Source organism: Geobacter sp. SVR (genome assembly GCF_016865365.1).
Taxonomy (GTDB): domain Bacteria; phylum Desulfobacterota; class Desulfuromonadia; order Geobacterales; family Pseudopelobacteraceae; genus Pelotalea.
Genome location: NZ_AP024469.1, coordinates 1013426 through 1037928 on the forward strand (window position 1 = coordinate 1013426; position 24503 = coordinate 1037928).

General features: G+C 47.5%; 20 protein-coding genes. 12 read left to right on the top strand and 8 right to left on the bottom strand.

What is annotated here, in order from left to right:
* Nucleotides 1-6: 6 nt before the first annotated feature.
* The 6 genes from dndC (at nt 7) to GSVR_RS04790 (ending at nt 8484) form a co-directional block, all read left to right on the top strand.
* Nucleotides 7-1380 (top strand): DNA phosphorothioation system sulfurtransferase DndC, encoded by a 1374-nt coding sequence (gene dndC / locus GSVR_RS04765; RefSeq protein ID WP_173196005.1) that lies wholly within the window; start codon nt 7-9, stop codon nt 1378-1380.
* Entirely contained in the window at nt 1358-3379 is a 2022-nt protein-coding gene (dndD, locus tag GSVR_RS04770; RefSeq protein WP_173196003.1) for a DNA sulfur modification protein DndD, read from the top strand. Before dndC ends, dndD begins: the two co-directional genes overlap by 23 nt.
* Nucleotides 3370-3750, top strand: a complete 381-nt coding sequence (gene dndE / locus GSVR_RS04775; protein ID WP_173196001.1) for a DNA sulfur modification protein DndE — start codon at nt 3370-3372, stop codon at nt 3748-3750. The genes dndD and dndE overlap by 10 nt, the downstream gene beginning before the upstream one ends.
* A 3-nt stretch (nt 3751-3753) precedes the next feature.
* Entirely contained in the window at nt 3754-4902 is a 1149-nt protein-coding gene (locus GSVR_RS04780) for a cysteine desulfurase family protein (RefSeq protein ID WP_173195999.1), read from the top strand.
* 25 nt (nt 4903-4927) lie between these two features.
* The gene (locus GSVR_RS04785; protein ID WP_173195997.1) at nt 4928-7903 is read left to right on the top strand and encodes an NB-ARC domain-containing protein; all 2976 of its coding nucleotides are present in this window, start codon (nt 4928-4930) and stop codon (nt 7901-7903) included.
* A gap of 275 nt (nt 7904-8178) precedes the next feature.
* Entirely contained in the window at nt 8179-8484 is a 306-nt protein-coding gene (locus GSVR_RS04790) for a hypothetical protein (protein WP_173195995.1), read from the top strand.
* Nucleotides 8485-8572: 88 nt separating this feature from the next.
* Here the strand turns inward: GSVR_RS04790 and GSVR_RS04795 are convergent, their stop codons facing one another.
* Nucleotides 8573-9193 (bottom strand): hypothetical protein, encoded by a 621-nt coding sequence (locus GSVR_RS04795; protein ID WP_173195993.1) that lies wholly within the window; start codon nt 9191-9193, stop codon nt 8573-8575.
* A gap of 492 nt (nt 9194-9685) precedes the next feature.
* Nucleotides 9686-9916 (bottom strand): helix-turn-helix transcriptional regulator, encoded by a 231-nt coding sequence (locus tag GSVR_RS22330; RefSeq protein WP_370552064.1) that lies wholly within the window; start codon nt 9914-9916, stop codon nt 9686-9688.
* A 223-nt stretch (nt 9917-10139) separates the two neighbouring features.
* On the opposite strand from GSVR_RS22330, the gene GSVR_RS04805 reads away from it, so the two are divergent.
* Nucleotides 10140-10988 carry a winged helix-turn-helix domain-containing protein gene (locus GSVR_RS04805; RefSeq protein ID WP_173195989.1) on the top strand — a complete coding sequence of 283 codons (849 nt, stop codon included), beginning with the start codon at nt 10140-10142 and terminating at the stop codon, nt 10986-10988.
* A gap of 35 nt (nt 10989-11023) precedes the next feature.
* On the opposite strand, the gene nadS is transcribed toward GSVR_RS04805, so the two are convergent.
* The 6 genes from nadS to GSVR_RS04835 form a co-directional block, all read right to left on the bottom strand.
* On the bottom strand, nt 11024-11314 hold the full coding sequence (gene nadS / locus GSVR_RS04810) for a NadS family protein (protein WP_173195987.1): 291 nt from the start codon (nt 11312-11314) through the stop codon (nt 11024-11026).
* Nucleotides 11307-11630, bottom strand: a complete 324-nt coding sequence (locus GSVR_RS04815; protein ID WP_173195985.1) for a type II toxin-antitoxin system RelE/ParE family toxin — start codon at nt 11628-11630, stop codon at nt 11307-11309. Before GSVR_RS04815 ends, nadS begins: the two co-directional genes overlap by 8 nt.
* 59 nt (nt 11631-11689) lie before the next feature.
* A complete protein-coding gene (locus GSVR_RS04820) occupies nt 11690-13015 on the bottom strand; it encodes a site-specific integrase (protein WP_173195983.1) in 1326 nt (441 codons plus the stop codon).
* Between the two features lie 200 nt (nt 13016-13215).
* Nucleotides 13216-14820 (bottom strand): recombinase family protein, encoded by a 1605-nt coding sequence (locus GSVR_RS04825; RefSeq protein ID WP_173195981.1) that lies wholly within the window; start codon nt 14818-14820, stop codon nt 13216-13218.
* The gene (locus tag GSVR_RS04830) at nt 14817-15002 is read right to left on the bottom strand and encodes a hypothetical protein (protein WP_173195979.1); all 186 of its coding nucleotides are present in this window, start codon (nt 15000-15002) and stop codon (nt 14817-14819) included. Before GSVR_RS04830 ends, GSVR_RS04825 begins: the two co-directional genes overlap by 4 nt.
* 919 nt (nt 15003-15921) lie before the next feature.
* A complete protein-coding gene (locus tag GSVR_RS04835; RefSeq protein WP_173195977.1) occupies nt 15922-16197 on the bottom strand; it encodes a hypothetical protein in 276 nt (91 codons plus the stop codon).
* A gap of 155 nt (nt 16198-16352) precedes the next feature.
* Between GSVR_RS04835 and GSVR_RS04840 the strand changes: the two genes are divergently transcribed.
* The 5 genes from GSVR_RS04840 (at nt 16353) to GSVR_RS04860 (ending at nt 24442) form a co-directional block, all read left to right on the top strand.
* Nucleotides 16353-16673: a helix-turn-helix domain-containing protein gene (locus GSVR_RS04840; protein WP_173195975.1), complete on the top strand. Its 321-nt coding sequence runs from the start codon at nt 16353-16355 to the stop codon at nt 16671-16673.
* Between the two features lie 1723 nt (nt 16674-18396).
* A complete protein-coding gene (locus GSVR_RS04845; RefSeq protein WP_173195973.1) occupies nt 18397-19065 on the top strand; it encodes a hypothetical protein in 669 nt (222 codons plus the stop codon).
* A gap of 738 nt (nt 19066-19803) precedes the next feature.
* Entirely contained in the window at nt 19804-20658 is an 855-nt protein-coding gene (locus GSVR_RS04850; protein WP_173195971.1) for a glycosyltransferase family 32 protein, read from the top strand.
* Nucleotides 20655-22835 carry a family 16 glycosylhydrolase gene (locus tag GSVR_RS04855; RefSeq protein ID WP_173195969.1) on the top strand — a complete coding sequence of 727 codons (2181 nt, stop codon included), beginning with the start codon at nt 20655-20657 and terminating at the stop codon, nt 22833-22835. The genes GSVR_RS04850 and GSVR_RS04855 overlap by 4 nt, the downstream gene beginning before the upstream one ends.
* Entirely contained in the window at nt 22832-24442 is a 1611-nt protein-coding gene (locus GSVR_RS04860) for a carbamoyltransferase C-terminal domain-containing protein (protein ID WP_173195967.1), read from the top strand. The genes GSVR_RS04855 and GSVR_RS04860 overlap by 4 nt, the downstream gene beginning before the upstream one ends.
* Nucleotides 24443-24503 lie beyond the last annotated feature (61 nt).

The following is a 24503-nucleotide window of genomic DNA, read 5'->3' on the forward strand; positions in this document are numbered from 1 at the left end:
CCATATATGGATAAAATAACCGAGATCAAAGAACACATCAAAAAGGTGTATCTGGCCTATAATCGTCCGTTTGTGGTCGGTTACTCAGGCGGCAAAGACTCCACCGTTGTCATGCAGCTTGTCTGGGATGCAATCGAAGAAATCCCCCATGACCAACTTAAACAGGATGTTCATGTTATTTCCACGGACACTCTGGTTGAAACGCCGTACATCATCGACTATGTGGCAAAAACTCTGGAGCAGATCAATGTGGCTGCCCGTGCCAGCAACTTGCCTATCCATGCCCATCGCCTGAGGCCTCTGTTCAAAAATAGCTTCTGGGTGAACCTGATTGGCAAGGGCTACCCCGCACCAAGTCGCAATTTCCGCTGGTGTACAGAACGGCTGAAGATAGAACCGGTAAACCGCTTTATTTCCGATTATGTTGATAGATGGGGAGAGGCAACCGTAGTGCTTGGTGCCCGCCGTGACGAGAGCGCTTCCCGTAGTCAGGTGTTGAGCAGTAAGGTGAGGGACCACATGGGGCTTTCCAAGCATCCGACTCTGCCAGCTGCCTTCGTATTTACCCCTATTGAGGAAATGACGACTGATGATGTCTGGATGTATCTACTGAGCCATAAATGTCAGTGGGGTGGCAATAACCGTGACCTTGCCGCTATGTATCAGAACGCCAGCGGTGGTGAGTGTCCAATGGTGGTCGATAAATCAACTCCGTCTTGCGGTAGTAGCCGTTTTGGCTGCTGGACCTGTACACTGGTTCAGCAGGACACCACCATGGAAAACCTGATCGATAATGGTGAAGAGTGGATGACGCCTTTGCTTGAGTTTCGGGATTTTCTGAGCGATACCCAAGACCCGGAGAAGAAGCATATCTACCGCAGTCACAAAAGACGTGACGGCAAAATTACTTACGTGCGAGATGGATCACGTATTGCCTATGGTCCGTATAAACTGGAGTGGCGCAAGGAGTTTCTAAATAAACTTCTACAGATTCAGAATGACATCCGCAAGAATGGCCCCGATCCTGCCGTCAGTCTGATTTCCTTTGAAGAACTGGAATATATTCGTGATTACTGGCGGGAAGAGGAGTGGGCTGATTCTGTCCCGGACATTTATCGGCAGGTCATCGGTGATGATCATATTTGGTTACATGAGGATGGCGTGAAATTTTCAGAGGAAGATTTCCGACTTCTTAAGCAACTCTGTGAAGAGGAAGGTATCAACACTGGATTGCCGACAAAGTTGATTGATCAGGAACGCCGAATGCAGAGCATGAGCCGTCGAGCGGGTATTTTGCAGAAAATTGACCGTATTTTCAATGAGGACTGGGACACAGAGGAAGAAATCCTGGAGTCACTTGGGTCGCAAAATGATATTTAATAAACTGGCAGTGACAAATCTCGGTAATTTTTCCGGTACGCATGTGTTACGGCTTCGTGCGAGTGATCCCCAAAGCAGTAAACCTATCGTCCTTTTTGGTGGCCTGAACGGTGCGGGTAAAACCACTATTTTTGATGCCATCAAGCTCAGTTTGTATGGTTCAGAAATGTTTGGTGCCATTAGCACTGCCAAGTATCACGAATACCTGAAACAGAAAATCCACTGTTCCAAGGTTACGGTGGTTCAGCCAAACAACGCCTCGATTGCCGTGGAGTTTGAGTATGCACATCTCGGAGCGGTTCATACCTATCTGGTGGAACGGATGTGGGAAGTCGCGGGCAAGAAAGTGCATGAAACCTTGACCATTGAAAAGAATGGTAATCCGTTGGATGACATTGAAAGAGATGGATGGCAGGACTTCATCAAGGAGATCATCCCACTGGGATTGTCGCAACTATTCTTTTTTGACGGTGAAAAAATTCAAAAGATGATGTCCGACGATAGTAGTGAAGAACTGAAGAGGTCAATCCTGTCCTTGCTGGGACTAGATCTAGTCGAACGATTGCAAGCGGATTTAAAGATCTATCGGAGTAAGTTTCTTAAAGAACTTTCTACGGAAAACTTCACCAGGGATATTACAGCACTGGAAGCACAATTAGAAGAGACCGAAACGCAAATCAACATCGTGATGGATGACAAAGCCTCATTGGAAAACTCAATTCAACATTTGAATAGTCGAATCACGGATTACAGGAATAAAATGGCGGCACAGGGCGAAGGATATTATCGCAACCGAGTCAGTCTTGAAGAGAAGCAAGGTAGTCTTGAGAGTGATATTGATTCGCTCAAGGACAAATTACGAGAGCTGGCAGCCGGCTTGCTGCCGTTGGCGATAGTGTCAACGTATGCCATGAAACTGAAGAAGCAGATTGAGAATGAAAGCAAGTATAAGGCAAATACGTTGCTGTCTGAAAACCTTAAGAAAAAACATGATGAAATGCTTTCGATCATCAGCTCGTCGGGCTTCTTGAAAATTGATGGTCTTGATTCACGCACTCTCCGAAAGATTAAGTCCCAACTTAAAACTGAAATTGAAATACTTTTTTCGGTTGAAACCAAGCAGGAAAAACAATCGGAGATTTTTGGATTTTCACAGAAACAGGCATTGGAAATTCTGGGGTTGATTGAAAGAGCTGTCAACGTGATCCCATCTGAAATGGCTGTCTTGACTGATATGTATGAAGTCAAATTTCGAGAATTGCGAGATACTATTGCCCAACTTGCCAAGGTGCCGGATGAAGAGTTCATTAAACCAATGTATGAAACGCTGGACGGTCTGAATATTGAGCTTGGTGGGATTACCGAGAAGCAAGCCACTCTGGACGTACAGTTGGCGGAACTGACCAGTACCCGTAGTGAACTGGTCCGCAAGATTGAACAGATAAACCATAAAATTGCGGCTTCCAACGAGCAGGATGAAAAGCTGCAATCTGTGCTGAAGGTGGAGAAAGTGTTGGCAAAGTATCATCTGCACCTCGCCAAACAAAAAATCAACAGCTTGCAAGAGGAGTTCACAAAAATTTTCAAGGTGGTTCATCGCAAGGACGATATGATTGCCCGGGTCGAAATTGATCCTGAAACCTTCTCTGTCACTTTGTATGACCGCAGGGAAAGGCTTATCAACAAGAGCAGTTTGTCATCCGGCGAATTGGAAATTTATGCCATGTCCATGCTGTGGGCCTTGGCAAAAACCTCCGGGCAAAAGCTGCCATTCATCGTAGATACACCCTTGGCGCGTCTGGATTCAAAGCACCGGGATAATCTTATCGAACTGTTTTTCCCGAAGGCATCGCATCAGATGATGATTTTTTCCACCAACACTGAAGTCGATCAACAATACTTCAACCGGCTCCGCCCACACGTAGCTAATGCATATAATCTTGAATATTGCGAAGAAAGCAAATCGACTGTGGTAAAGGAAGGCTACTTTTGGAACTGAGCGGACTAAATTTCAAGCGCATCAAGCTTTCGCAGGAATCAACCAAGAAACTGCAATTGTTTAAGAGCCGCACCGGCCTGACGCCGAACGTCGCCTGTCGTCTTGCCTTGGGTATTTCCATTGCCGAAAATGGCATACCGGCGCTGGAACTGTTTACTGAGGAATCTGGGCAGGAGATCAATCGCTACACCTTATTGGGTGAGCATGAACTGGTACTTACATCACTGTTCCTGCAATGGTGCCATGAAAAGCACATCAAGGCTAAGGATAGAGATGATTATTTCCTCGCCCATATCAATCGCGGTGTTGAGTTGCTTGTGAATCGCGTCCGGGGGCTGGAAAATTTGGCGCAGTTGATAAAGGCAAACTGAGCAATGGAAGAACCGATCTATCTCGACCATAACGCCACAACACCAGTTGACAGGCGGGTGTTGGAGAAAATGTTGCCGTATTTCTGCGAGGTCTACGGCAATGCTGCCAGTATCGATCATATCCACGGGAATAAGGCGAAACAGGCTGTTGATGAGGCACGGCAAACCATCGCAAAGCTTCTTGGCTGCCGTAAGGAGAGTGAGATTGTCTTTACCAGTGGTGCGACTGAAGCAAACAATCTGGCCTTGATCGGGGCGTTTCGCAAGTTTCGGGATAAAGGCCGTCACATCATCTCATCCATAATTGAGCATCCTGCTGTGCTGGATACCCTGAACTATCTGAAATGTGAGGGTGCCGAGATAACGCTCGTGCCGGTGGACGCTTGTGGAGTTATTGATCTTGAAGCATTGGAAGCGGCCATTACCAAGGAAACCATCTTAATCTCGGTAATGTTTGCCAATAATGAAATCGGCACAATCCAGCCGATCAAAGAGATCGGCGCATTGGCTAAATCAAAAAGCATTCTCTTTCATACTGACGCCGCTCAGGCAGCTGGCCACGAGAAGATCAACGTCTATGATATGGACATTGACTTGTTGTCTTTTAGTGCTCACAAGTTCTGCGGTCCAAAAGGCATTGGCGGGCTTTTTGTCCGCTCTTATTCACCGTTGATCAAGCTAAGCCCAATTTCCTTCGGTGGCGGCCACGAAAAGGGGATGCGTTCGGGAACGCTGAATGTGCCGGGAATTGTCGGAATGGCGGAAGCCCTGTCCTTAGCGAATAAAGAGATGAAAGCTGAAAATAATCGGCTGATGGAGGTAGCGAGCCTGATTTGCCAACGAATTCAGCAAACATTTCCGGACATCAAGCTCAACGGGCATCCTCAGAAGAGGCTTTCCCATAATCTGAATCTTACCATCCCCGGTGTTGAGGCAAAGGCCCTAATCCATCTGCTGAAAAACAAACTCTCATTTTCAGCTGGCTCAGCCTGTTCCACAGTCAAGGTCGAACCCTCACATGTTCTGAAATCAATTGGTATCACCGATGAAGAAGCTTTTCAGACAATCAGGCTTGGACTCGGGCAATCCACTCTCGATGCCCAACGAATTGCGGATGCTCTCATCCAGGGTATTCTCCGAATAAAGGGATAATTTGGAATTTGTAGGGGAAACCTTTATGCCATTAAACTCTGATCGAGATCCCGCTTCAGAGCTTCTTAGCCCCGACGAGGCCGCCCATTTTCTCGGGGTCACTCCAGAGTTGTTATTTGCCTACGCTGTTTACCCACCCAAAAAAGCCGCTGGAGACGATTTTACCCTAAAATATACAAGTGAAGGTGGATGCGAAGGGTTTCTCCGCGCAGACCTTGAAACCTTCGACGAATACTTACGACAGCCGTGGTCAGAGCTTGGCACACCCCGCCCCTCACTTCCTTCATACATTGGTGATTACCTGAAGGTAGAGTGCGGCGGCAAATGCGCGAGGTGTGGGAGGGGCTACAAGCTTGAGAATGCTCACATAGTACCATACGCTGAGTCCCGTTCACACCACCACCACAATCTGATCCGTTTATGCGTTGAGTGTCATGAAAAGTTTGAGACCAAACGACTGATTCCATACTCTGAACTGAATGAACTCAAACTGCGGCTAATCGCCGAAATACGTGACCGTTTACTTCCACGTTTGAATACAACGCAAAGTGTAGTAGGTCGTATGCCTAATCCCGCATCGCAATTTATTGGCCGCCAACATGATCTGGGGGAGTTGGTTGAAACGCTCAGGCAGAAAAGGTCAGTAAGTATTGAGGGGCCTGGAGGAATTGGCAAGACTCAGATTTTGCTTAATGCTCTTAAGCTCAGTTCTGATCCACGTCCTGTTCTTTGGATGAATATTGAAGCTTACAGGACCGTGAACGATCTCAAACGTGCCTTGTTGTCAGCGCTTTCAAAGCCAGGCAGTCCTGCTGACTCTTGCTCGATTGTAGACATGTTAGCTGATAAAGAAGTTCGTCTCGTTTTTGATGGAGTCGAGCAAATGTCTCCTGCTGACATGGACGATATAGAGGATTTCTTCGGAACTCTCTTGACAATGACAACTACACCGCAGTTCATTTTCACGTCTCAGGTCGAATTGATCAACCTGGATCTTGAAAAACGTCTCCAGCTTGATCCTATTAGCAAAGAGTCCAGTTTACTAATTCTTGAATCTGCGCTTGTACCAGAATTGAGAAACTTTGACTGTGAGACAGAAGTACTGTGTTCACTGGTTGAGTTTTGTCAGGGGCATCCTCTTACGCTACAAATTACGGCAGGCCTCCTGAGGTACTTTAAGTCTGCATCAACAGTGATGGAGAAGATTCAAAGAAGCGGAAGTGTTGCGATCCAAAATCCTACACGCCGGCGGCAGAATACCCATACGTCTCTTCACGCTTGTTTGTCCGTGTCTTACCAAACTCTCACTTTTGAACAACGTAAAGTGCTCTGGATGGCAGCTCAGTGTCCGGCTGGTTTTCTTGTTGATATGCTGGCTGAAGCAATTGAATTCGGATTCGTTGATTATATGGCGGATGTTGCAGCCCTTCGTCGTTGGCATCTTGTAGATGTTAATAATACCATGCCATTTGGAACTCGACTCTATGTTCTTTCGCCAATTCGGGCGTTTGTCAATTCTGAGTTTCATGAAAATTCTTCTCATGATATTGAGGAACTTGAGTGTCTGCTTGTAATGGACATGACCGCGCAGGCGAGATTTCTTGATAGCAATTTCATGCAGGTCGGCGATGTGGCGTTGGGACTTCAATTGTTTAGCATCGAGTTACCTAATTTCTTGAATGGCTTGCAAATATCGCTGGATCGTGCGAGTGAGAAATCCCTTAAACTTGCCGCCAGCATGGCAGGATGCCTAATGGTATATTGCTTTGTCAACGGTTTCGTACAGCTTGGTATTGAGATATTGCAGATGGGGGCCGACGCAGCTGCGCGGATAGGGAATAAACATCAAGCAAGTGAGCTCTTAGTCCGCTTACTTGCCCTTGCCGAACGCTCCGCAAATACCGAAATAGCCAGTTCTACGGTTTCGGAGCTTATCAGTTTAGCAGATGACTCGTCAGACCCAGTTTTAATCGCCAATGCCGCGAATGGCCGCGGTGTGCTTGCTCAAATGAACAAACAAACTGATGTTGCATCTGAAGCCTTCGCAGTCGCTGCGGTTGAATATGAAAAAATTGCTCAGATGACAGCTAATAAGTTTGGTCAAACAAATGAGAATGAATATCAGGGCAATTTCAATTGGGCCAAACATATGTTGGCGATGACCCTAAAACAACAAGGTACACTGCATGAACACGCCAGACGACCAGTTGATGCCTTACAATATTATGAGCGGGCAATTGCTCTTGTGGAGGAGGGAAGTGATCAGATTAATATCGGGTCTCTCCTGCACCATATGGGGAATTGCGCCGCTGAGATGAATCAGAAGCAAAAGGCATTTGAATATTATTTGGCTGCTGCAAATAAGTTCCAAACCATCCAATTTGAAGAGTATCTGAGTAATAGCCTTGCCGAGCTAGGATATCTACTTGTGGGATGGGAGCCGCCATCGCCGTTCGACTCTCTTCTTACAGAGGAGTTAATGGCGGATGGACTTCTTGATGTAGCACGGCAGGTGGAGCGGGCGTTTTTGCCTTTATCATCTGAACTTAGCGGTCAATGTTCTCAAACTCTGCGTAAAGTATTTGGCATATTTATACTTGCGAGCTTTTCGTCGAAAAACCGTCTCCTGGCAGACTGGGCTTTTCACCTGAGAGAGGAAGTAATACTTTCGTTCGTGGAGCAAGAAGGCTGGGGTGAGCGAAGCATGGGTGACAAAATATGGATCATGTATTTAGACCTTACCTTGGCATTAGCTGGGAGTGTATCCGCAGTGGAACAACCAGACGGAATTGGGACGCCCTCCTCGCTCTCAGAGATTGAACACTACGCGCGACTTTGCTACAAATATTTCGATTTCGGTTGGGAGATATTTCATCCTTTTGAGTGGCTGACAATATATCTTTGCCGGCATCGTGGACTTTCAGCTATTCAGCCAGATACACTTCTATCTGCGGCAGAGGCAGCCGAAACGCTGGGACACGACTTCTCAATATTTCCCTAAAATGCTAACATTCTATCCCCTATGCAAGCAAACCTTGGTAATCAAAGAGACAGACTAAACCGTGTGCGGTTGCTTTGTCACAGGCATACCCTATGAGGAACTGAAGCAGATTTTCGACCTTATCGAAAGTTCCACCCGTACTGAATCGCGTTACAACGTTGCACTTTACTCAGCAGGTTACAGTTGTCCGCAGTATGGAGAAGGCAGATACCCTCTAACGCGACCTTTTTTCAATTCCATTCAAGTCACAACAGCGGATTAAACCAGGAGAGTCTATGATTAAAATCACGCGAGTCAATAGCATAAACCAGCCATATATTTTCTGTGATATATGTGGCGAGAAAATCACTGTAGCCGGTATGGGCACGGCTTTGAATGAATATGACGAAAAAGGCAATTCAGTGGTTGAAGTTATGTATGCGCATAAGGGCAATTGCTTTAAGGAAGCTGAGAAAAGGCTTACTGCTAAATATGGCTCTATTCCGCAATGGCATGAACTTGATAAATTTTTGACCTGGTTACTACAAAATTCAGGCATTTCGCCGGAGCGCTTGCGTGAATTGGCACAGGACGACATGTGACCTTGCGTTTGTAGCAACCTGATAGACTATTTGCGGTAATCTACGTGGATCTTATGCTTGGCAACCGGACGGGTTTAGTAGAGTCGTTTTAGAAACTATCAGACAATCCATTCTTTCCAATGATCTTGAGATGGTCAAGATTTCGGTCTTCTATTTGCTTGAAGCAGTAACGAATCCTGAGATCATTTCCTGCCTCTCGAATATCTATGCAATCATGCTTGAACACTTTTTGACCTCCTACGACGACTTTATCCGCAGCCTTATGGAAAATATCCGTATGTGTCTTGAGGTTCCAACCGGCATATCTATAATTACTATTGACGAGCAAATGGACATGATAACGATCCGGAAATTCGATACTAGGGTGCTCTTCAAAAAAGGCATAACCTTCCATATGGTCATCTCGTTTTAAGTAATCCGGTCCAAAGATCATCTTGTTGTGTTTTTTGATAAATCGACTGGTGTATTTGCATCTGTGAAAATAGGACATAGTTAAAGGAAAAGTCAGGGTCATAAACAAGTAATACGGCCTATCCCTATAAACCAGTTCCTTATATGCCTGCGTCATCTTTTTGTAGGGGTTTGCCTGATCTGCTTCAGTAAATATTTGATCTCGATAACATGGCATCTGGATGTTGAATCGCTGAAAGCCCACCTTAGCTCGCACATCACTCTGTGTCTCTGATTTTAGCTTAAGCTGTTTTGCCATGTTACAACCCTCTCTTAAAATGGTGTGTAGGTACACAAAGCAACAGTTTATCCAGTTAGTTAGGCAGTTAAATATCTAAACTAAAATTCAGTTGGTCTAATGGTAGCTGGTTGTATTACTCTCCATTGTCATCATGACTTTTAAGTTTATATGTTTAAATGCCTAATTAACTAATTGATCTAAAATATTGAACGAAAGTGATTATTTAATGGCATATGGTTAAATGTGTAATGACTGATTTATAGTGACCTATTGGCAATATTCTTCTATCTAGAAAGCATATTTTTTGCTTTCTAGTGGTACTATTTGACCCGTGGATGAATAAATGAATGCTACACGATGGTAAGACAACATTTATTGGTTACACCCTTATGTATAATACTATTTACAGAACTACCTTCTAGTTGCTAGCCACTTATAAATTATTATTATCAGAATTTTACTCACCAGCGCATTGCAGGTTCAAAATGTGACTTGAAATGACTCGCATTCCTATTGTTCTATGCGGTCTTCGATCCAGCGCTCGATATCAGAACGCCTATACCCTATCGAATGCCGAGTAAGGCGAATCTTTTGAACAAATTTCCCCTCCTGTTCGAGCCGCCAGATTGTAGTCCTTGATAATCCAGTAAATTTTTGCAGGTCGCGTGGACGAATTATTTCACCAAGAGCATACGCCCTATGAATTTCTCTCGACATATAAACCTCACTGATTAGTTTCATATGTACATTATTACAGAAGTCATTTTGATGCCTCGAAATGGGACATTTAAATTGCAAATTGAATGATAGATGAGGCAAAAGGCAAAAATCAGGCGTTAAATATATGAACCGTAAAATTACTGAATAAAATATATGCAGAGTGATTTTATACAAAATTTCACATTTATATTTTTTCGGAACTTAAACATATGAACCGCATATATTATGTGTTATGTGATTTCCTATGAAAAAAATTGACGCCAGAAAGCTGAATCCTGAAGCCCAACAAAAATTACGCAAACGACTCATTCGTCTTCGGGAAAAAGGTATGAGCAACCAGCTTGCAGCTCAAACGGTTGGGATCAGCGAGACCAGAGCTAGCTCGATTTGGCAACTCTATTGGAAGGGTGAAAGCGATATTCTCAAGGTAAAACATCGAGGTCGAAAGCTTGGAGAGCATAGACTGTTGACTCCAAAAGAGGAGAGAACAGTCCAAAAAATTCTGCTGAACAAGACACCTGACCAGCTTGATTTGGGTTGTAATTTGTGGACAAGAGAAGCAATCCGCTTGACTATTACTCAGGAGGCTGGCGTCGAAGTATCACTCCGAGCAATTACAGAATATCTGGAACGTTGGGGCTTTACACCTCAGATGCCTACAAAGGGCATAAACAAGCTGAGTAGGAGAGAATTGCTGAAATGGCGCAAAACGGAATACCCAAGCATTGTGGATAAATCTCAGGAAGAAGGGGCAGAAATTCACTGGCTCGATTTTGACAGGATATGCATCGGCAGCAAAGATCAAATAGCTGAAGCTGAAATCAATACAGCCAAAGGGAATATTTACAGAATATCTTCCCTAACCAATCGGAAAACAGGCCGTTTCATGCTGTATCAGGAGGAAATGACCATAAGCCTTTTACGCAACTTTCTATCAAGATTGTTTAAGGATCGTAATCGAAAAATATTTCTTATCTCATACAACCACCACGTGCTCCATAAAGTACTTCCCATTCGTGGTGTAGGAAATTTTACCAATAAGTATGAGCTTTTCTGTCTGCCATCGACGTTGCCGGAGCACAATCCGGAATAAAATGTGAGCCTTAGATTGAAATGCTATACCAGGATTTAACCATGCAGAGCCTTCATAGCAGTTTCCGGTTCACGGTCAAATATAGTCAGAAGCGCAGCTGCCGCACCGGTAGGGCTACGCCGGTGCTGCTCCCAATTTTGCAAGGTTTTTACCTTCACACCAATCATTGCGGCGAACATGGCTTGTGACAGCCCCGTTTTTTCGCGCACGGCCTTCACGTCAGGTGACTCGACAGTGAATACTCTTGATGGCATCATTTCGCCTTTGGCAATCGCAACGGCTTCTTTCATACTTTTGTGTAATTGGTCAAATAATTCTTTATCCATGACGTTCCAACTCCTTCACTAATGACTTGAGTATGGCTACCTGCTCCGGCTCAAGATTCTCTTTCTTTGCCTTGGCGTATGCCAGCAGCATGTAAATTTTATCCCTGGATGTCTGCCAATAGTAAATGAGGCGGGCACCGCCCCGCTTGCCCGTGCCGGGCAGCGCGAAGCGAAGCTTACGAATCCCACCGCCGCCTTGAATCAAGTCGCCTAATTGCGGGTTCTTAGCAATATCGTCTTGGAGAAGGCGGTAATCATCATCGGGCAACATAGTTGCTATCAGCTTTGTGAATACTGGGGTCTCGATAAATTCCATGCTTATTCTATTATCCGCCATTGGCGGATAAAGTCAAGTTCGTTTTCTATTTTGCTTTGTCAAGATTGACTGGCATCAGCTTGGGGTTCTGTGACTGTAACGATGCTTATCAGCTTTTGCTCCCACATTTCAAGAGCCTTCTGTTTTTCTTTGTCATAACGATACAGATTATAAACCTTAATAATTCCCTGTTTTGAGTGGTTCAGGACAGCATCAATCACTTCATCCATTTCGCCCGATTCGGCCATGAAGCTTGCAGCCGTCCGCCTAAGATCATGGGGGGTGAATGTAGTGATTCCCAGTGTAGTCAAACCATCCTCTGATTCATTGCGCTTTAATGCCTTACTGAAAGAATGGCGCTCAATTGGCTTATCCTTTTTGAGGTGTGGGCATGGAAATATGTAGCCGCAATATTCCTTCTCCTCTGATACCTTTCTCGAAATATTGTCTTCCCGAGCTTTTCTAGCCTCAGCTCTTTTTTGAGCTGCCTTAGCCTCCACAATGGCCTTGGCAATGATTTCACGAGCGAGGGGAGACAAATATACTCGGTGCGCTTTCTTATTCTTCGATCTGTCGGCAGGGATAGTCCACCAGTTACCGTCAATCTCCTTGGTATGCATTCCAGAGACCTCGCCGGGCCTTTGTGCTGTTAACAGAATTAATTTGATTGCGTGGCGAACTTCAACGGTCATCGAAGCATCAGGGTTATCAAGCGAGTTCCAGAAGGTTTTGATTTCTGCTGCACTTAGAACGCGGTCTTTTGCTGTGATTGCGGCAGGCGCCTTTACCCCAAGGCATGGGGATATTTTTAATCGATCCTTTTCGACTGCCCAATTGAACATCTTGCGGATGATCTTGAATATGTTGTTTGCGGTCTGAGGGCTGCCACGATCAACAACTTTATCCAATAGATCGTTAACGTGCCTTTTCGTTATGTCCTGAGCTTTCCTCTTTCCCCATGCGGGATAAACCTCTTTCTCAAGAATGCGCTGATCTTCCAGCCAGCTCTTTTTATTTGCCATGGCATGACGTTCAATATATTCTTCGGCAAGTTTTTTGACCGTAGGAGCAGCCTCAAGTTCGATCTTTTTATCTTCTTCAACTGTTGCCGGGTTTTTACCGCTGGCGAACACTTGCCAATGCCTTTCAAGTTCTCTTGACGCGTCGGCAAGACTCATGGTCGGATACTTCCCCAGGGGGAGAAAGCACCGCTTTCCTTCAAAGCGATAAATGAAAAACCAGCTCTTCGTGCCGGATGGGTATTTCTGGCTTGCCGGGTATACGCAAATTGCGAAGCCATGCCTGCCGTTACTCATATCTCCGTGAATATAATATTTAGAATCCCGAGGCTTCAGGTTCTTTATGGCAGTGTCAGTCAACTTCATGTCCAGACAAGACCCAAGTCACTTTCTGTAAAAAGTGACTTCAAAAGTGACTTCAATGGCCTGGATTCGGACGGAATCAACAGGAGTTATTTGAAACAACATTACGACATAATGTGCTGTTTTTCAATATAAATTACGATACTTAAGCGATATGATTGAAACCGGTTTGGAATACATGAAACAGTAAATACATTTAACTCCTAAGGAAGGGGTCGGACGTTCGAATCGTCTCGGGGACGCCAACCTTTATTGAAATTGAGTACCTCGTGAGGGGTACTCAATTTCTTTTTTTGGGCCGCAAGTTTCACAGCCCCTGCCAGCGGCACACGCCCACCCGTTATCTTCACGTGGTCCTCGTTCAACACAATCTTGCTCACGAGCAGTTGCAGTAATTCTTTGGTGGTGGAGCGCGACGTGTCCAGCAATTGCTGCCGAAGCAGCGAGCAGAACGTGGCGATCTCCGCCTTGTCGATGGAATCCGTCAGCGCTTGGGGCGATTGCTCATAGACGGCGATGCGGCTTGTTATGTCCGACTCTTGCTGCTTGAGTTTGGCCAGGTTCTCCCGGAACACATCATCCAACTCAATGCCGTTTTCGATGGCTCTATAGACATTGGCCAGCCGGAAGCGCACTGCTTCCAGCTGTTTTGTCAGGTCCGACAGTGTTGCCCCTTTCCCATTGTTTTGTCGCCGTTCGGCCAAATGTGCCGCCACCCGTTCCGGCGTAAAGACGCGATCAGCCAGCATCTCAAGGATAGCTTGATCCAGTTTTTCCATTGGTGCCGGACGGGATGTGCATAGGTCCAGGTGTTTTTTGATGCGGGTGGAGCATTTGTAATAGTGATACAAGTTCCGTTTACCTGTTGCTGCGATCATTCGGGCGCCGCACACACCGCACTTCAGAATCGAGGTCAGCAACCGAGGGGACGACACCAGGCGGGGATGGGACATTGCCGGGCTGCGCTGCTTCAGCTTCTTTACCGCCAAATCAAACACATCCGGGTCAATGATCGCCTCGATAGTTGTCCGCACCCACTCTCCCTCTGGCTTCTCCGTGCCGCTTTTCCAGTGGATCTGATTGAAGAGCCGTTCTCCACGGTAGATAGGGTTGGTTAGGACATGATGGATCGTGGTCGTGCTCCAGGCGTGGTCCCGGCGCAGCACTTGCCGACCGTTCAGCTGTGACGCCACGCCCTTGAGCCCGCCGCTCCCCTCGATATACAGAGAGAAAATGGACCGCACCACCTCCGCCTCTTTCTGATTCACCACCAACCGCTTTTTGGGCTTCTTGTGCCCGATGATTTCCACCTCTTCCACGTCGAAACCGAAAGGGGGCTGCGATCCATTGTGGAATCCCTGCTTGGCGTTTTCCCGCATCGCCCGCAGAGTGTGCTTCGAATTCTCCAGGCTCGAAAACTCGTCGAACATGGCGATCACCCGCCTAGTCAACTCGCCGCTGTGGTCATCGGCAGTGAGTTGAGTGATGGAGATCAGGACGACAGCGTTTTTGCGCAGTTTCCGCTCATAGCTGCACAAACTGATCTGATCGCGGAAAAACCTGGATAGGCTATGGACGATGATAGCGTCGTAGGGCCTGTGGGAGTCGCACGCTTCGCCGATCATCTCTTGGAACTCCGGGCGGCGGTCATCCATGGCACTGGCCCCCGGCTCAATGAACTCCCGCACCACTTCATATCCGTTTTGCTCACACCAAGAGCGCATGGAACTCAACTGGTCGGGGATCGACAGATCGGCCTGGGCCTGCTTCCCCGTCGACACGCGAGCGTAAAGGGCGGCTTTCTTCATTGTTCTTCCTCCTTCCTACGGTCCGCTGTGGCGGCCCGATCACGTAGCAAATCATCAATACAGCGGCGCACAATGGACAGTTCGGTTAAAGAGATGTAGCGGTCAAGATGGTCCAATCCTTCAACTATCAACACATACTCGCCCTGCGACTTGCTGCTGGGCCTGTTTGTTTTAACCTTCATAACTGGAGTCCTGTTCCGCGACAGGTTCCAGTTAAAGTGATATGGAGTACCGCCCCCCGATGGGACAGCCCCTATGTCGAACTCAATCTACACTGAATAAAGGTTCATTGGAATTTTGGGACGAATGGCATGCCTGGTGGCACATGAACATTGATTGTACTGCTCCATGATAGAGGATCATTGGCCAGGAAAAGAGTAGGATATATCTGTTGGTATAATCCAAACTAGGACCTCCTTCGGCAATTCTGGCCGACGGTATTATAGTTTAGAAATTGATGATTTATGAATTTTGGGATGCTGGATTTTGAGGCGGGAAGGGAGGCGCTAAAAACGCCTGTATCTCTGCGGATTGATAGATCACTATTATGACATGGCGTTCGATGAACCTGTCGCGTGACATGGACGCCATGTGCTCACAAAATCACCAGATTGTCTGGCTGGTCCCCCGAAGGGTTCCGCAACGCTGGGCTGCGGTTGAATGATACGAATCGCACCCTATCCCCGTCAAAACCAAAAAGCAATAGCAAAAGCGAACTTCGGTTATTTTTTTAAAAATTGTCACCCGTTAAGTTGACGAGTCATTGTAATAGGCCTATTGGCCCCTGCGGGGGGGGGGCGTCGTTGGTGTTTTTAAGATCTAAAGGTGCAATTCATTTGCGCGTCCAGTCAATTTTGCCAGTTAACCAGAGGGTCGACCAACATTGTTGAAAAGTAAGGTTACTGGTACATACTGCAAAAGGTAATCCTACCACGAGCGCTGCGCCACCAGCAATTCGGATCATCCAGAACACTACTGTCCGGTAGGCTTCCCATGCCGGTGTATGGACATGAAGGGTAGCTATTGCCAGTCCCATGAGAAGGATAGCTGCTATCCCCGCCCCAAGTATTGTCTTAACCATTCTGTTCATCTTTCCCCCTCTTATTCTTCGTACCAGATATTTCCGGGGAATCTGCTGAATATGGGATCAAGGTAAATGTTGAATTTGTCGTTGTCTTCGGAGTGGGTAGCCCGTGCTTTCCCTTCCATGCGAGTATACGGTGTGGTAACGGCCAAGAGGATGCCCCCGACGATGACCAGCGCGAATACCCCGGCAACCACTCCTGCAAGCGCGTCGCTGAAGGTGAATGCTGCGAACCCGCCGAAAAGAACCGCTGCGGTGATCGTTCCAAGTATTGTTTTAAAAGTTCTATTCATTTCCGATCCTCTTGATGTTCAAGTGGCTTTATCTCCATTTATTGTAGGCGTGTTGAATTTGTACCATATATTATACGTAAAGTAAAGATATTTACGTCTATATATACGTTTAAATCCCTTCAATTGCCAGCCATCTTGTGCTGGGAGGGATGTGCATGCAGACGGTAAATGAGATGTTGGGGCTACGGATTCGGGAGCAACGAAAAAGAAAGGGCCTGAATCAGGAACAACTGGCGGAAAAACTTGGGATTGACCAAAAACATATGAGCAAAATCGAGCTCGGGAAAAGCTATCCTTCCCTCGATAGGCTGATTAGAATAAGCGAAGTACTGCAAGTTCCTTTGCCCCGCCTCTTCGAGTTTCAGCACTTGGCCGATGCTGGAGATTTAGAAAAACAGATCTGTGACATGGTACAGATGCTGAGCGAAACCGATCAGCGTCGGCTATACAAAATCGTGAAGGCGTTTTTGGACTGAATGTTCCCCCCGCAAAGTCCCTAACAGCCTCTATTCAAAGGCAGTATCTTCAGCCAACGCAAACGTTCTCCAAAACCTCAGCAGTTCAGGTGGTTGGCTGCGGTGGCATCATATTTCCCCATTGTTGTCAATAGTGAAAGCAGCGATATATTATATAGTTATGTAAAAAACCGCTGGACATTCCCCCTTGGGCATGGTATCCATCATGCATCTCCATCTATCCCGAAAGGGAACTGCCGCTTGCGGCATCCAGCCTGTCTCCAGGCTTCCAAGTTCTCGTTTAGTACGTTCATCTTGAACGCAAGGTGTTACTTTATCCGATGATCCCCTGTCAGGCGCCTTAAGCGCTTGGACTCCTCCGACTCACCTGTCCTCCATTTTTCGCATCTACCATCTCAGCGCAGGAAATGTTTTGATGTGGATTTGGGGCGTCTCTTGATTCAAGCCGTAAGGCTTAGCAGAAGACGAACCCCGTTCGCCCTTGTCCGCCGCGCACTGGACGACTTCTTCCGCATTCAGATAGATCGTGGCGATCTCAAAGACGAATGAAAACGGCACCTCGACGGTGCCGTTTCATGGCTTTTCATAGCTTGTTCAGGTATTCGAAGGTGGACGCTGCCCTTTCTCATGAAGTTCAAATTTTTTCTCGTTAGTAAAACTCCCTCTTGATTATCGATATAAATAGGTATTTATTTCAGTAAGATACAGAATCGCGAACTTATATATAAGAATTTGGTCGCGAAGCGTCCATGCAGTGGTTGTATTTGGGTGCGCAGCACCCATGCCTTGAATTCAGTCTTCTTGGTTTTTGATGATAAAGGGTCTTCCCGCCTGAAGCATTTAATCCCTTGCTAACAAAATGTGTGTGTACAGCCACAATCACCCGGATCTAGCCAATCAGGGAAAAGATGTGGTGCATGGTCGTTACTACCGGGTTGCCAACCTGGCACATAGACCATGCGGGTGTCGCGCAGTGCAACGAGAGTTGCTCGCTGCGTGGCGATGGGGGCTGTCCTCTGTAATGGGGGCTTCTACCCACTGGTAAAGCTGTGTCTGGGCGACGCGGAAATTGTGCCTCGGCGGCTAGTTCGAGGTGCACGACATATGCGAAGCGGTGTAAATCCGCTCTGCGGGACGTGGGTAACCACGTAACGCCAGACCTGGCGGGGGAGCTTGAAATAAGTAATTATTTCAAGTAAATAGCTCAACCCGTTAAGGCCCGTGCCAATGCTGCACGGCCAAAGCGCCCATGAGGGTGCAACCAGGTGAGACGACAGGAAGAGGTTAGGCCAAACCGCGATGAAATTCACGAGTATCCCAAATTTGCCGGGATTGTCGGCAAAAAGTAAGGGGGGACTTCCAGATTCGCCCCCGTGCCTCGCGGCACACAATCGTGAATGGAGCAGCCTGATCCTGCCGTTGACGCATATGTCTAACGCGGAAAAGACCGACCGGGTCATCGAAAGATGGCTGCGAGGTCTGATTAGCGCGAATCAGTACCTTTGAAGGGAACGGGCAGGGCAGTCCGTTCCCGTTGTCCTGCCGAGTGGCATCGGCAGCAGTAAGGACGAGGGAAAGTTCGCACCTTTGTACACACATGTTTTGGGGCTTGGCCGCCCCTCCGTGTCCGCGAGCCGCTTGGTTCGTGAATAGGGAGGTGCGGCCTAACTTGGGCCGGAAGGCTCACGTCGACCGTGCCGCATTCCAACCGGGAGGTGATGGTATGCGGTATCAAGCGGCAGACTGGCAGGGATACGTACAACAGATTGTTAATTTGATGGGACACGGATATCAGGATTACTGTCTCGTCAAACTGCCAATGAAGAAACAGGCGGAATGGGGGACAATTGACCAGAGAATCGCGGGGAAGTACTGTGCTGATTTGGGGAAGGACAAACGGTACCGGCGGCAGTTGAAAGGACTGGCGAACTATGCGTATCTACGGTGGGAAGATGCCGCCGTGATTCTACGTACGAATGGCGAGCCATTGCCAACCACGGACCGCTTTGTATCTCTCCACGATAAACCGTTACAAGTCCGCGTTGGGGAATCAACCGTCCTTAAAGTCGTCCCGGCATCACACAAGGGGCGCAAGGTCACGGTGTACCTCGCTAAGGACAAGTATCGGGAAATCAAGGCCGGACTTCTGGATAACGTTCGACATCGGCAACTGGATGTCCTGCATGGAGCGTTCTCGCGCCTTGACGGTTTACCACCATACGCCGGTATCGTGCGCCAGAAGGCAGAGCTTGTAACGGCCATAGTTTTGGAAGGCAAGCGTCATGGTCTGAAACTGTGCCGCAAGGATTTTCCGTTTCGGACCAAGCGTCGCAATAAGCCGGTGTTTGCCGAAGATCAATGTGGCCAGGCACAAGCTTCCGCCGGCACATGACGGGAGATGTGCGTCCTTTTCATAAAACAAGACCCGCTTTTCTGGGGGGGGGGTGTTATTGTCCCGCAAAGTCCATTGGCGTTAAGATGTTTGTGACCCGAAAGGGTCATCAAAGAGATAGGCCATGGCGACAAAGACAAATTGGGCCATTACTGCCAGATGAACCTGAAAATAAAAGAACCCCCCGACGGAATTGATGCCGCCAGGGGGTTTTCTGTTTCTAGGGTGGAGGTCGTGCCGGCAGATGGCGGTGCTAAGCTGACGCGCTACGCTTGTCTCCTGGACCTTTTAATGCAACGATGAAGCTATTGAATTAAAGGTCCAGGGGTATCTGAAATTGAGACACTACCCCACGACAGACAATATTGATAAATTATGCCGCTTTTTTTGGTTGCAGCGTTGACAAGCTGATGGAGTACGTGCCGGATGAGGAGGTTGCCGGGCGGACAATCGACTAATCATTTCTAATGAATATTTTTTAGAAAAATTAAATAGTTAGCCCATACATTTTATTGACATCTAATAGTCAATTTGTTACTCAAGGTAATGCATTTTTAATGTGCCGCCCCCTGGAGGGATGATGTATGGTCTTGAGTAGGAATAATTGAATGCCCCGCATTCCGGTAACGGAATCCGGGGTTTTTGCGTTCAGGACCGAATATTCGAAGATGCGATCCCAACCACAAAATAGGACCGGCCAAGCCGGTCAATTCAGTCACCGTTGATGAGGTTATGTAATTGAGCGATTCCACCGAGGCCGATCACCGCGCGCGCTCCAACTTTGTTCAAGGATGTGTGCAGCAATCACCTGATTCCGATGTCGCGTCATCCGTATTCCCCAGAAAGCCGCCCAAGAGAATCGTACAGTTTTGGAACGACCTGGACCGTTTGCCTGGAGACGTTAGAGATTGTCTCGAATCATGGAGAACGGTTGAGGAGCAAGGCTTTGAATTAGTCTTATTCGACGAGAGCAAAGCAGGAGAGTTTATTCACCGAAAACTGGGGCCCCGTTACAAGAACGCGTACGACAAATGCTATCATCCAGCAATGCAGTCTGACTTTTTTCGGCTCTGCTATATCCTCGTGGAGGGTGGGTGCTATGTGGATGCGGACGATGTTTATCATGGCCATGCTATCCAACATCTCTTCAACGATGGGCGACTAAAAATTCAGCCTCTATGCTACGACATGTCAACACATGGAATGGTGTCGCCATCAGCATTCACTAAACCGGGGGTAAACGACCCGAACTGGATATTTTACTTTAATAACAACCCACTTATTGCAGGTCGAGCACACCCCATCATAGAACTGGCACTTGCAAGAGCTACGTTAGCTCTTGAGCGTGATATTGCGGACGAGCTGCCAGACATCCAGTCGACAACCGGACCCGGAAACCTGACCAAAACAATTTTCGATACTGCAATAAAGAACGACGAGACAAGGAAAACTTTGGTTGTCCTCTGCGATTGGGAAAATATTGCTACCAGCAAATGGCCTCTCAGCTATAGGAACGACGAAAGGAACTGGAGACTCTCGGACCGAAGGGAATATCGACGATCTATCCTACAAAACGACAAGGGAGATGCATGAACCTCAGCAGACCCTTACTAGCACCTTCGAAACTTCTGTATGGAATCGCTATGAGATGTCGAAGGCTACTGCCAAGGCAAATCTCTCGGACATTCGGCTTCTCCAGCCCAGGGGAAGGACCTAAGATTGAGCGGATCTATGTCATCAATCTAGATCGCCAGCCAGCTCGTTTGGCCGAGATGGAACAGGAGCTAAGACACGTTTTGAATTGGTCTGGAGTTGAACTTTGGAACCTTACTGAGCGATCTGCTGCCGTCGATGCTAATCACTTTATGCTGGAACCGCTAAAAGATGCCGACATCGATCCAAGTTACACTCTCGGTGAACAGCTCTTCGTCGAGCCCCAACCGCTAGCTCTCCCCACCCGACTAGAACTCAATTCTCCGATCCAAATGAGTCGACCTGAGATTGCAGTCGCTCGCTCACACATCAACGTCTGGCGACAGGTGGCGGCGAGTAATCATGAGTACGCTCTCGTCCTAGAGGACGATGTGTGGTTTCGATCCGGGTTTGCCTCACATCTGGACCAGGCGTGGGGTGAAATCGAGGCCAAAGGCGACAGGAAAAGCAATTTCGACATTCTCTATTTGTCTTACGAGGAGGTAAAACACGGCGCCCCGAAGACCTTCCTCTCAAGTAATGTGTTCCGCCCACTGCGCGGGCTCTGGCATCTGTCCGGGTACGTTATTTCGCGCGAAGGCGCTGAGAAGCTCCTTCGACTCCTCCCTTGTCGGGGACCAGTGGATCTATGGATAAATCACCAGTTCAAAGTTCTGGATGTACACGCGACAAGACGGTCTATCATCAGCCAGCGACGAGATTTTAGCTCCACTAACTCATATTCAATACTTCCCTCACTCACGAAAATTGGCGCTATCACCAGTGAGGGTGCATCCTTGTTCCACGTTCGCCCAAGTGAGCGGCCTGTGTTTGCATTTGGGCCAGGAAGTTCTGGCCTTTCATCACTTGCAATGGCCCTGTCAATGCTCGGATACAGATGTTGCAGCGATCTCCAAACGCTCCCAAGTCCTGAATTTGAGATGCTCCTTACAGGAAGAGGTGATCGAGTTTTTGATGCATATGTTAACATCGGGTCTTTGAGGGGGGAGGTCCGGGCCCTCAGAGAGCGTTACCCTCAGGCTAAATTCATTGTCACCACTAGCAAGATTGAAGTTACAGATGAAGACGATTTTAAAATTCTAGATGATCTCAATGGTGCTGATATCGCCGTACTTCATTTAGAGTCATTCAATAAATGGCAGATTGTTTGCGAGCACCTCAGAAGCGCACCGCCAGCTTGTGCCTTCCCTGAGTTTGCTGACCTTGGACAGAGACAGCTCCTCTGCGGAACCATTGAAGCGGACGCGGTCCTGAACTGCGAGACGCCTAAACGTGATAAGTCGCCATGGGTTGTTGAGCCACGTCAGTGGTGGCAAGGTATTCGTTCCGTCCCGATAGAAGGGGGATCACCTATCACTACAGCTCCCGTTAGAGCAAGCGACTGTTTAAAATTTCTCGATACAAGACTTTGGCTTCTTCGAAATGATACCTTCACGGGCAATCTGGCGTTGTTTCGTCCCTCAAACATCGAATTCCGTTCTGGGCTCGGGGCTGCGCTCAATATCAAAAAGGAATCCTTAGGTGTTCGAGAATATAGCGCTGCATCGTTAACCAGTCGCGACCGATACCTATTCGGAAGATTTGAGGCAACCATTAAGGCGTCGAACGTACCTGGTGTGGTTACCGGTTTTTTTCTCCATCGCGATTCACCGAGGCAGGAAATTGATATTGAAATTGCGGGAAATCGAACAGATCGTCTCTTGGTCAATGTCTTTTACAATCCTGGTGACGAAGGCGCGAAGTTTGACTATGGATATAGAGGTGCACCAAGCTATATCGACCTTGGCTTTGACGCAGCTGAATCTTACCATCGGTTCGCTATAGAATGGGGTCCGTGCGAGATTCGCTGGTATGTTGACAATCGTCTGGTTCATAGGCGCGCTGATTGGGAACCCACGCCAATTCCCCACCTTCCAATGGCCCTCCATGTAAACGCTTGGCCATCTCGTTCCAAAGAACTTGCTGGTAGGCTAACCAACCGACGACTCCCAACAACAACTTTCATAAGATCAATCACGCTGGAAGCGAATCGACACCGGAGGTCTCTATCATTATGAATATTCTCTCCTATAACCCCGGTCATGACGGTGCAATCGCCTACCTGAAGGATGCTCAATTGCTGTTTTCTATTGAGGCAGAGAAGAACTCGAACTACCGATACTCACCTATATCCAGTCCTGACGTGTTCAACGCTCTTGGTGAACTCGACGAAATCCCCGACGTCATTTGTACAGGTGGTTGGTGGCCACGCGACCACTACGACTATTTACACGGGTCGAATGTTCATGTCGGGTACCGCGGCATGACGAAGAGCGACGTCATCGTAGACAAACGGCGCCTATTAGGAAGGCCAGTCCACTATTTCTCGTCTTCTCACGAGCGGTCGCACTTACTTTGCGCTTTCGGCATGTCAAGTCTACCGAAAGGGACTCCATGCTATGCGTTGGTATGGGAAGGGGCGATAGGCGCTTTCTACGAGATCGATTCCGAACTGAACATAACACTGCTTGCCGATGTCCTGAATCAAGTGGGGAATCGCTATGCCCTACTCTACGGCTTAGCCGATCCAACCTTTCCTAAGGATGGACCCTATCCTTGCTTCGAGTACGCAGGTAAGCTCATGGCCTTGGCCTCATTTTCAAATCGCAACACGCCTTCAGCCGAAGAAAGGAAACTTCTCGATTTTCTACTGGACAGTCCGTACCGAGAACTGAGCGCGTACGAAGGCCTTGAAAGTTCGAGATACTACAACGTGGGGGTGGATGATCCGGAATTTCGCAACTTCGCTGGTATTTTTAGCGACAAGATCTTTGATGTTTTTTATCAATTCGCGAAAACGAACATGAAAAAAAGAATGCCGCTAATCATCGCAGGTGGGTGTGGCCTAAATTGTGACTGGAATACCAAATGGAAGGAATCAGGCCTTTTCCCCGAGGTTTTCGTGCCGCCTGTTGCAAATGATTCAGGTTCTGCGATCGGGACGGCGATCGACGCCCAGTTCCACTTTACTGGAAACCCAAAGATCGATTGGAACGTCTATTCAGGGCTTGGCTTCGATACGGCAGGAGCTTTCGATATGGCGATGTATGATCTCTGCGAGGCTGATAATGAAAGGATTGCCGACATGTTAGCCAATGACCTAATTCTGGGATGGGTGAGCGGCAAATATGAAATCGGCCCTCGGGCATTGGGCAACCGTTCAATTCTCGCCGCACCATTCCAAGAAAGCACCAGAACGCGGTTGAATGAGATAAAGCAGCGCGAGCAATTCCGTCCGATTGCTCCTGTTTGCTTGGAAGAAGATGCTGCGCGGTGGTTTGGCTGCGACCACGCGAGTCCGCATATGCTTTATACATATAGAGCAAGAACGGATGCGCTAGCGGCTGTTACTCACGTGAATAAGACTGCCCGCATTCAGACAGTGTCATCTGCGACCAACCGAAGCTTGTACAACTTGCTCATCGCATTCAAGGCGCGTACTGGTTACGGCGTCTTGTGCAATACCTCGCTGAACTTCAATGGTAAAGGATTTATAAACAAGATAGATGATCTTTCATCATATGTCGTAAAGCATAATTTGGATGGCTTTGTTGTTGAAGGGCGAAGCTATATCTTGAAGTCGTCGAGGCGTTATCAGGCATACTTAGGCATGAGCAGCCTTTAGGGGGCGCCCTTCATATATTCACATTTGAGGAAGAGAGAGATTCAAGTGATTAATCCATTTA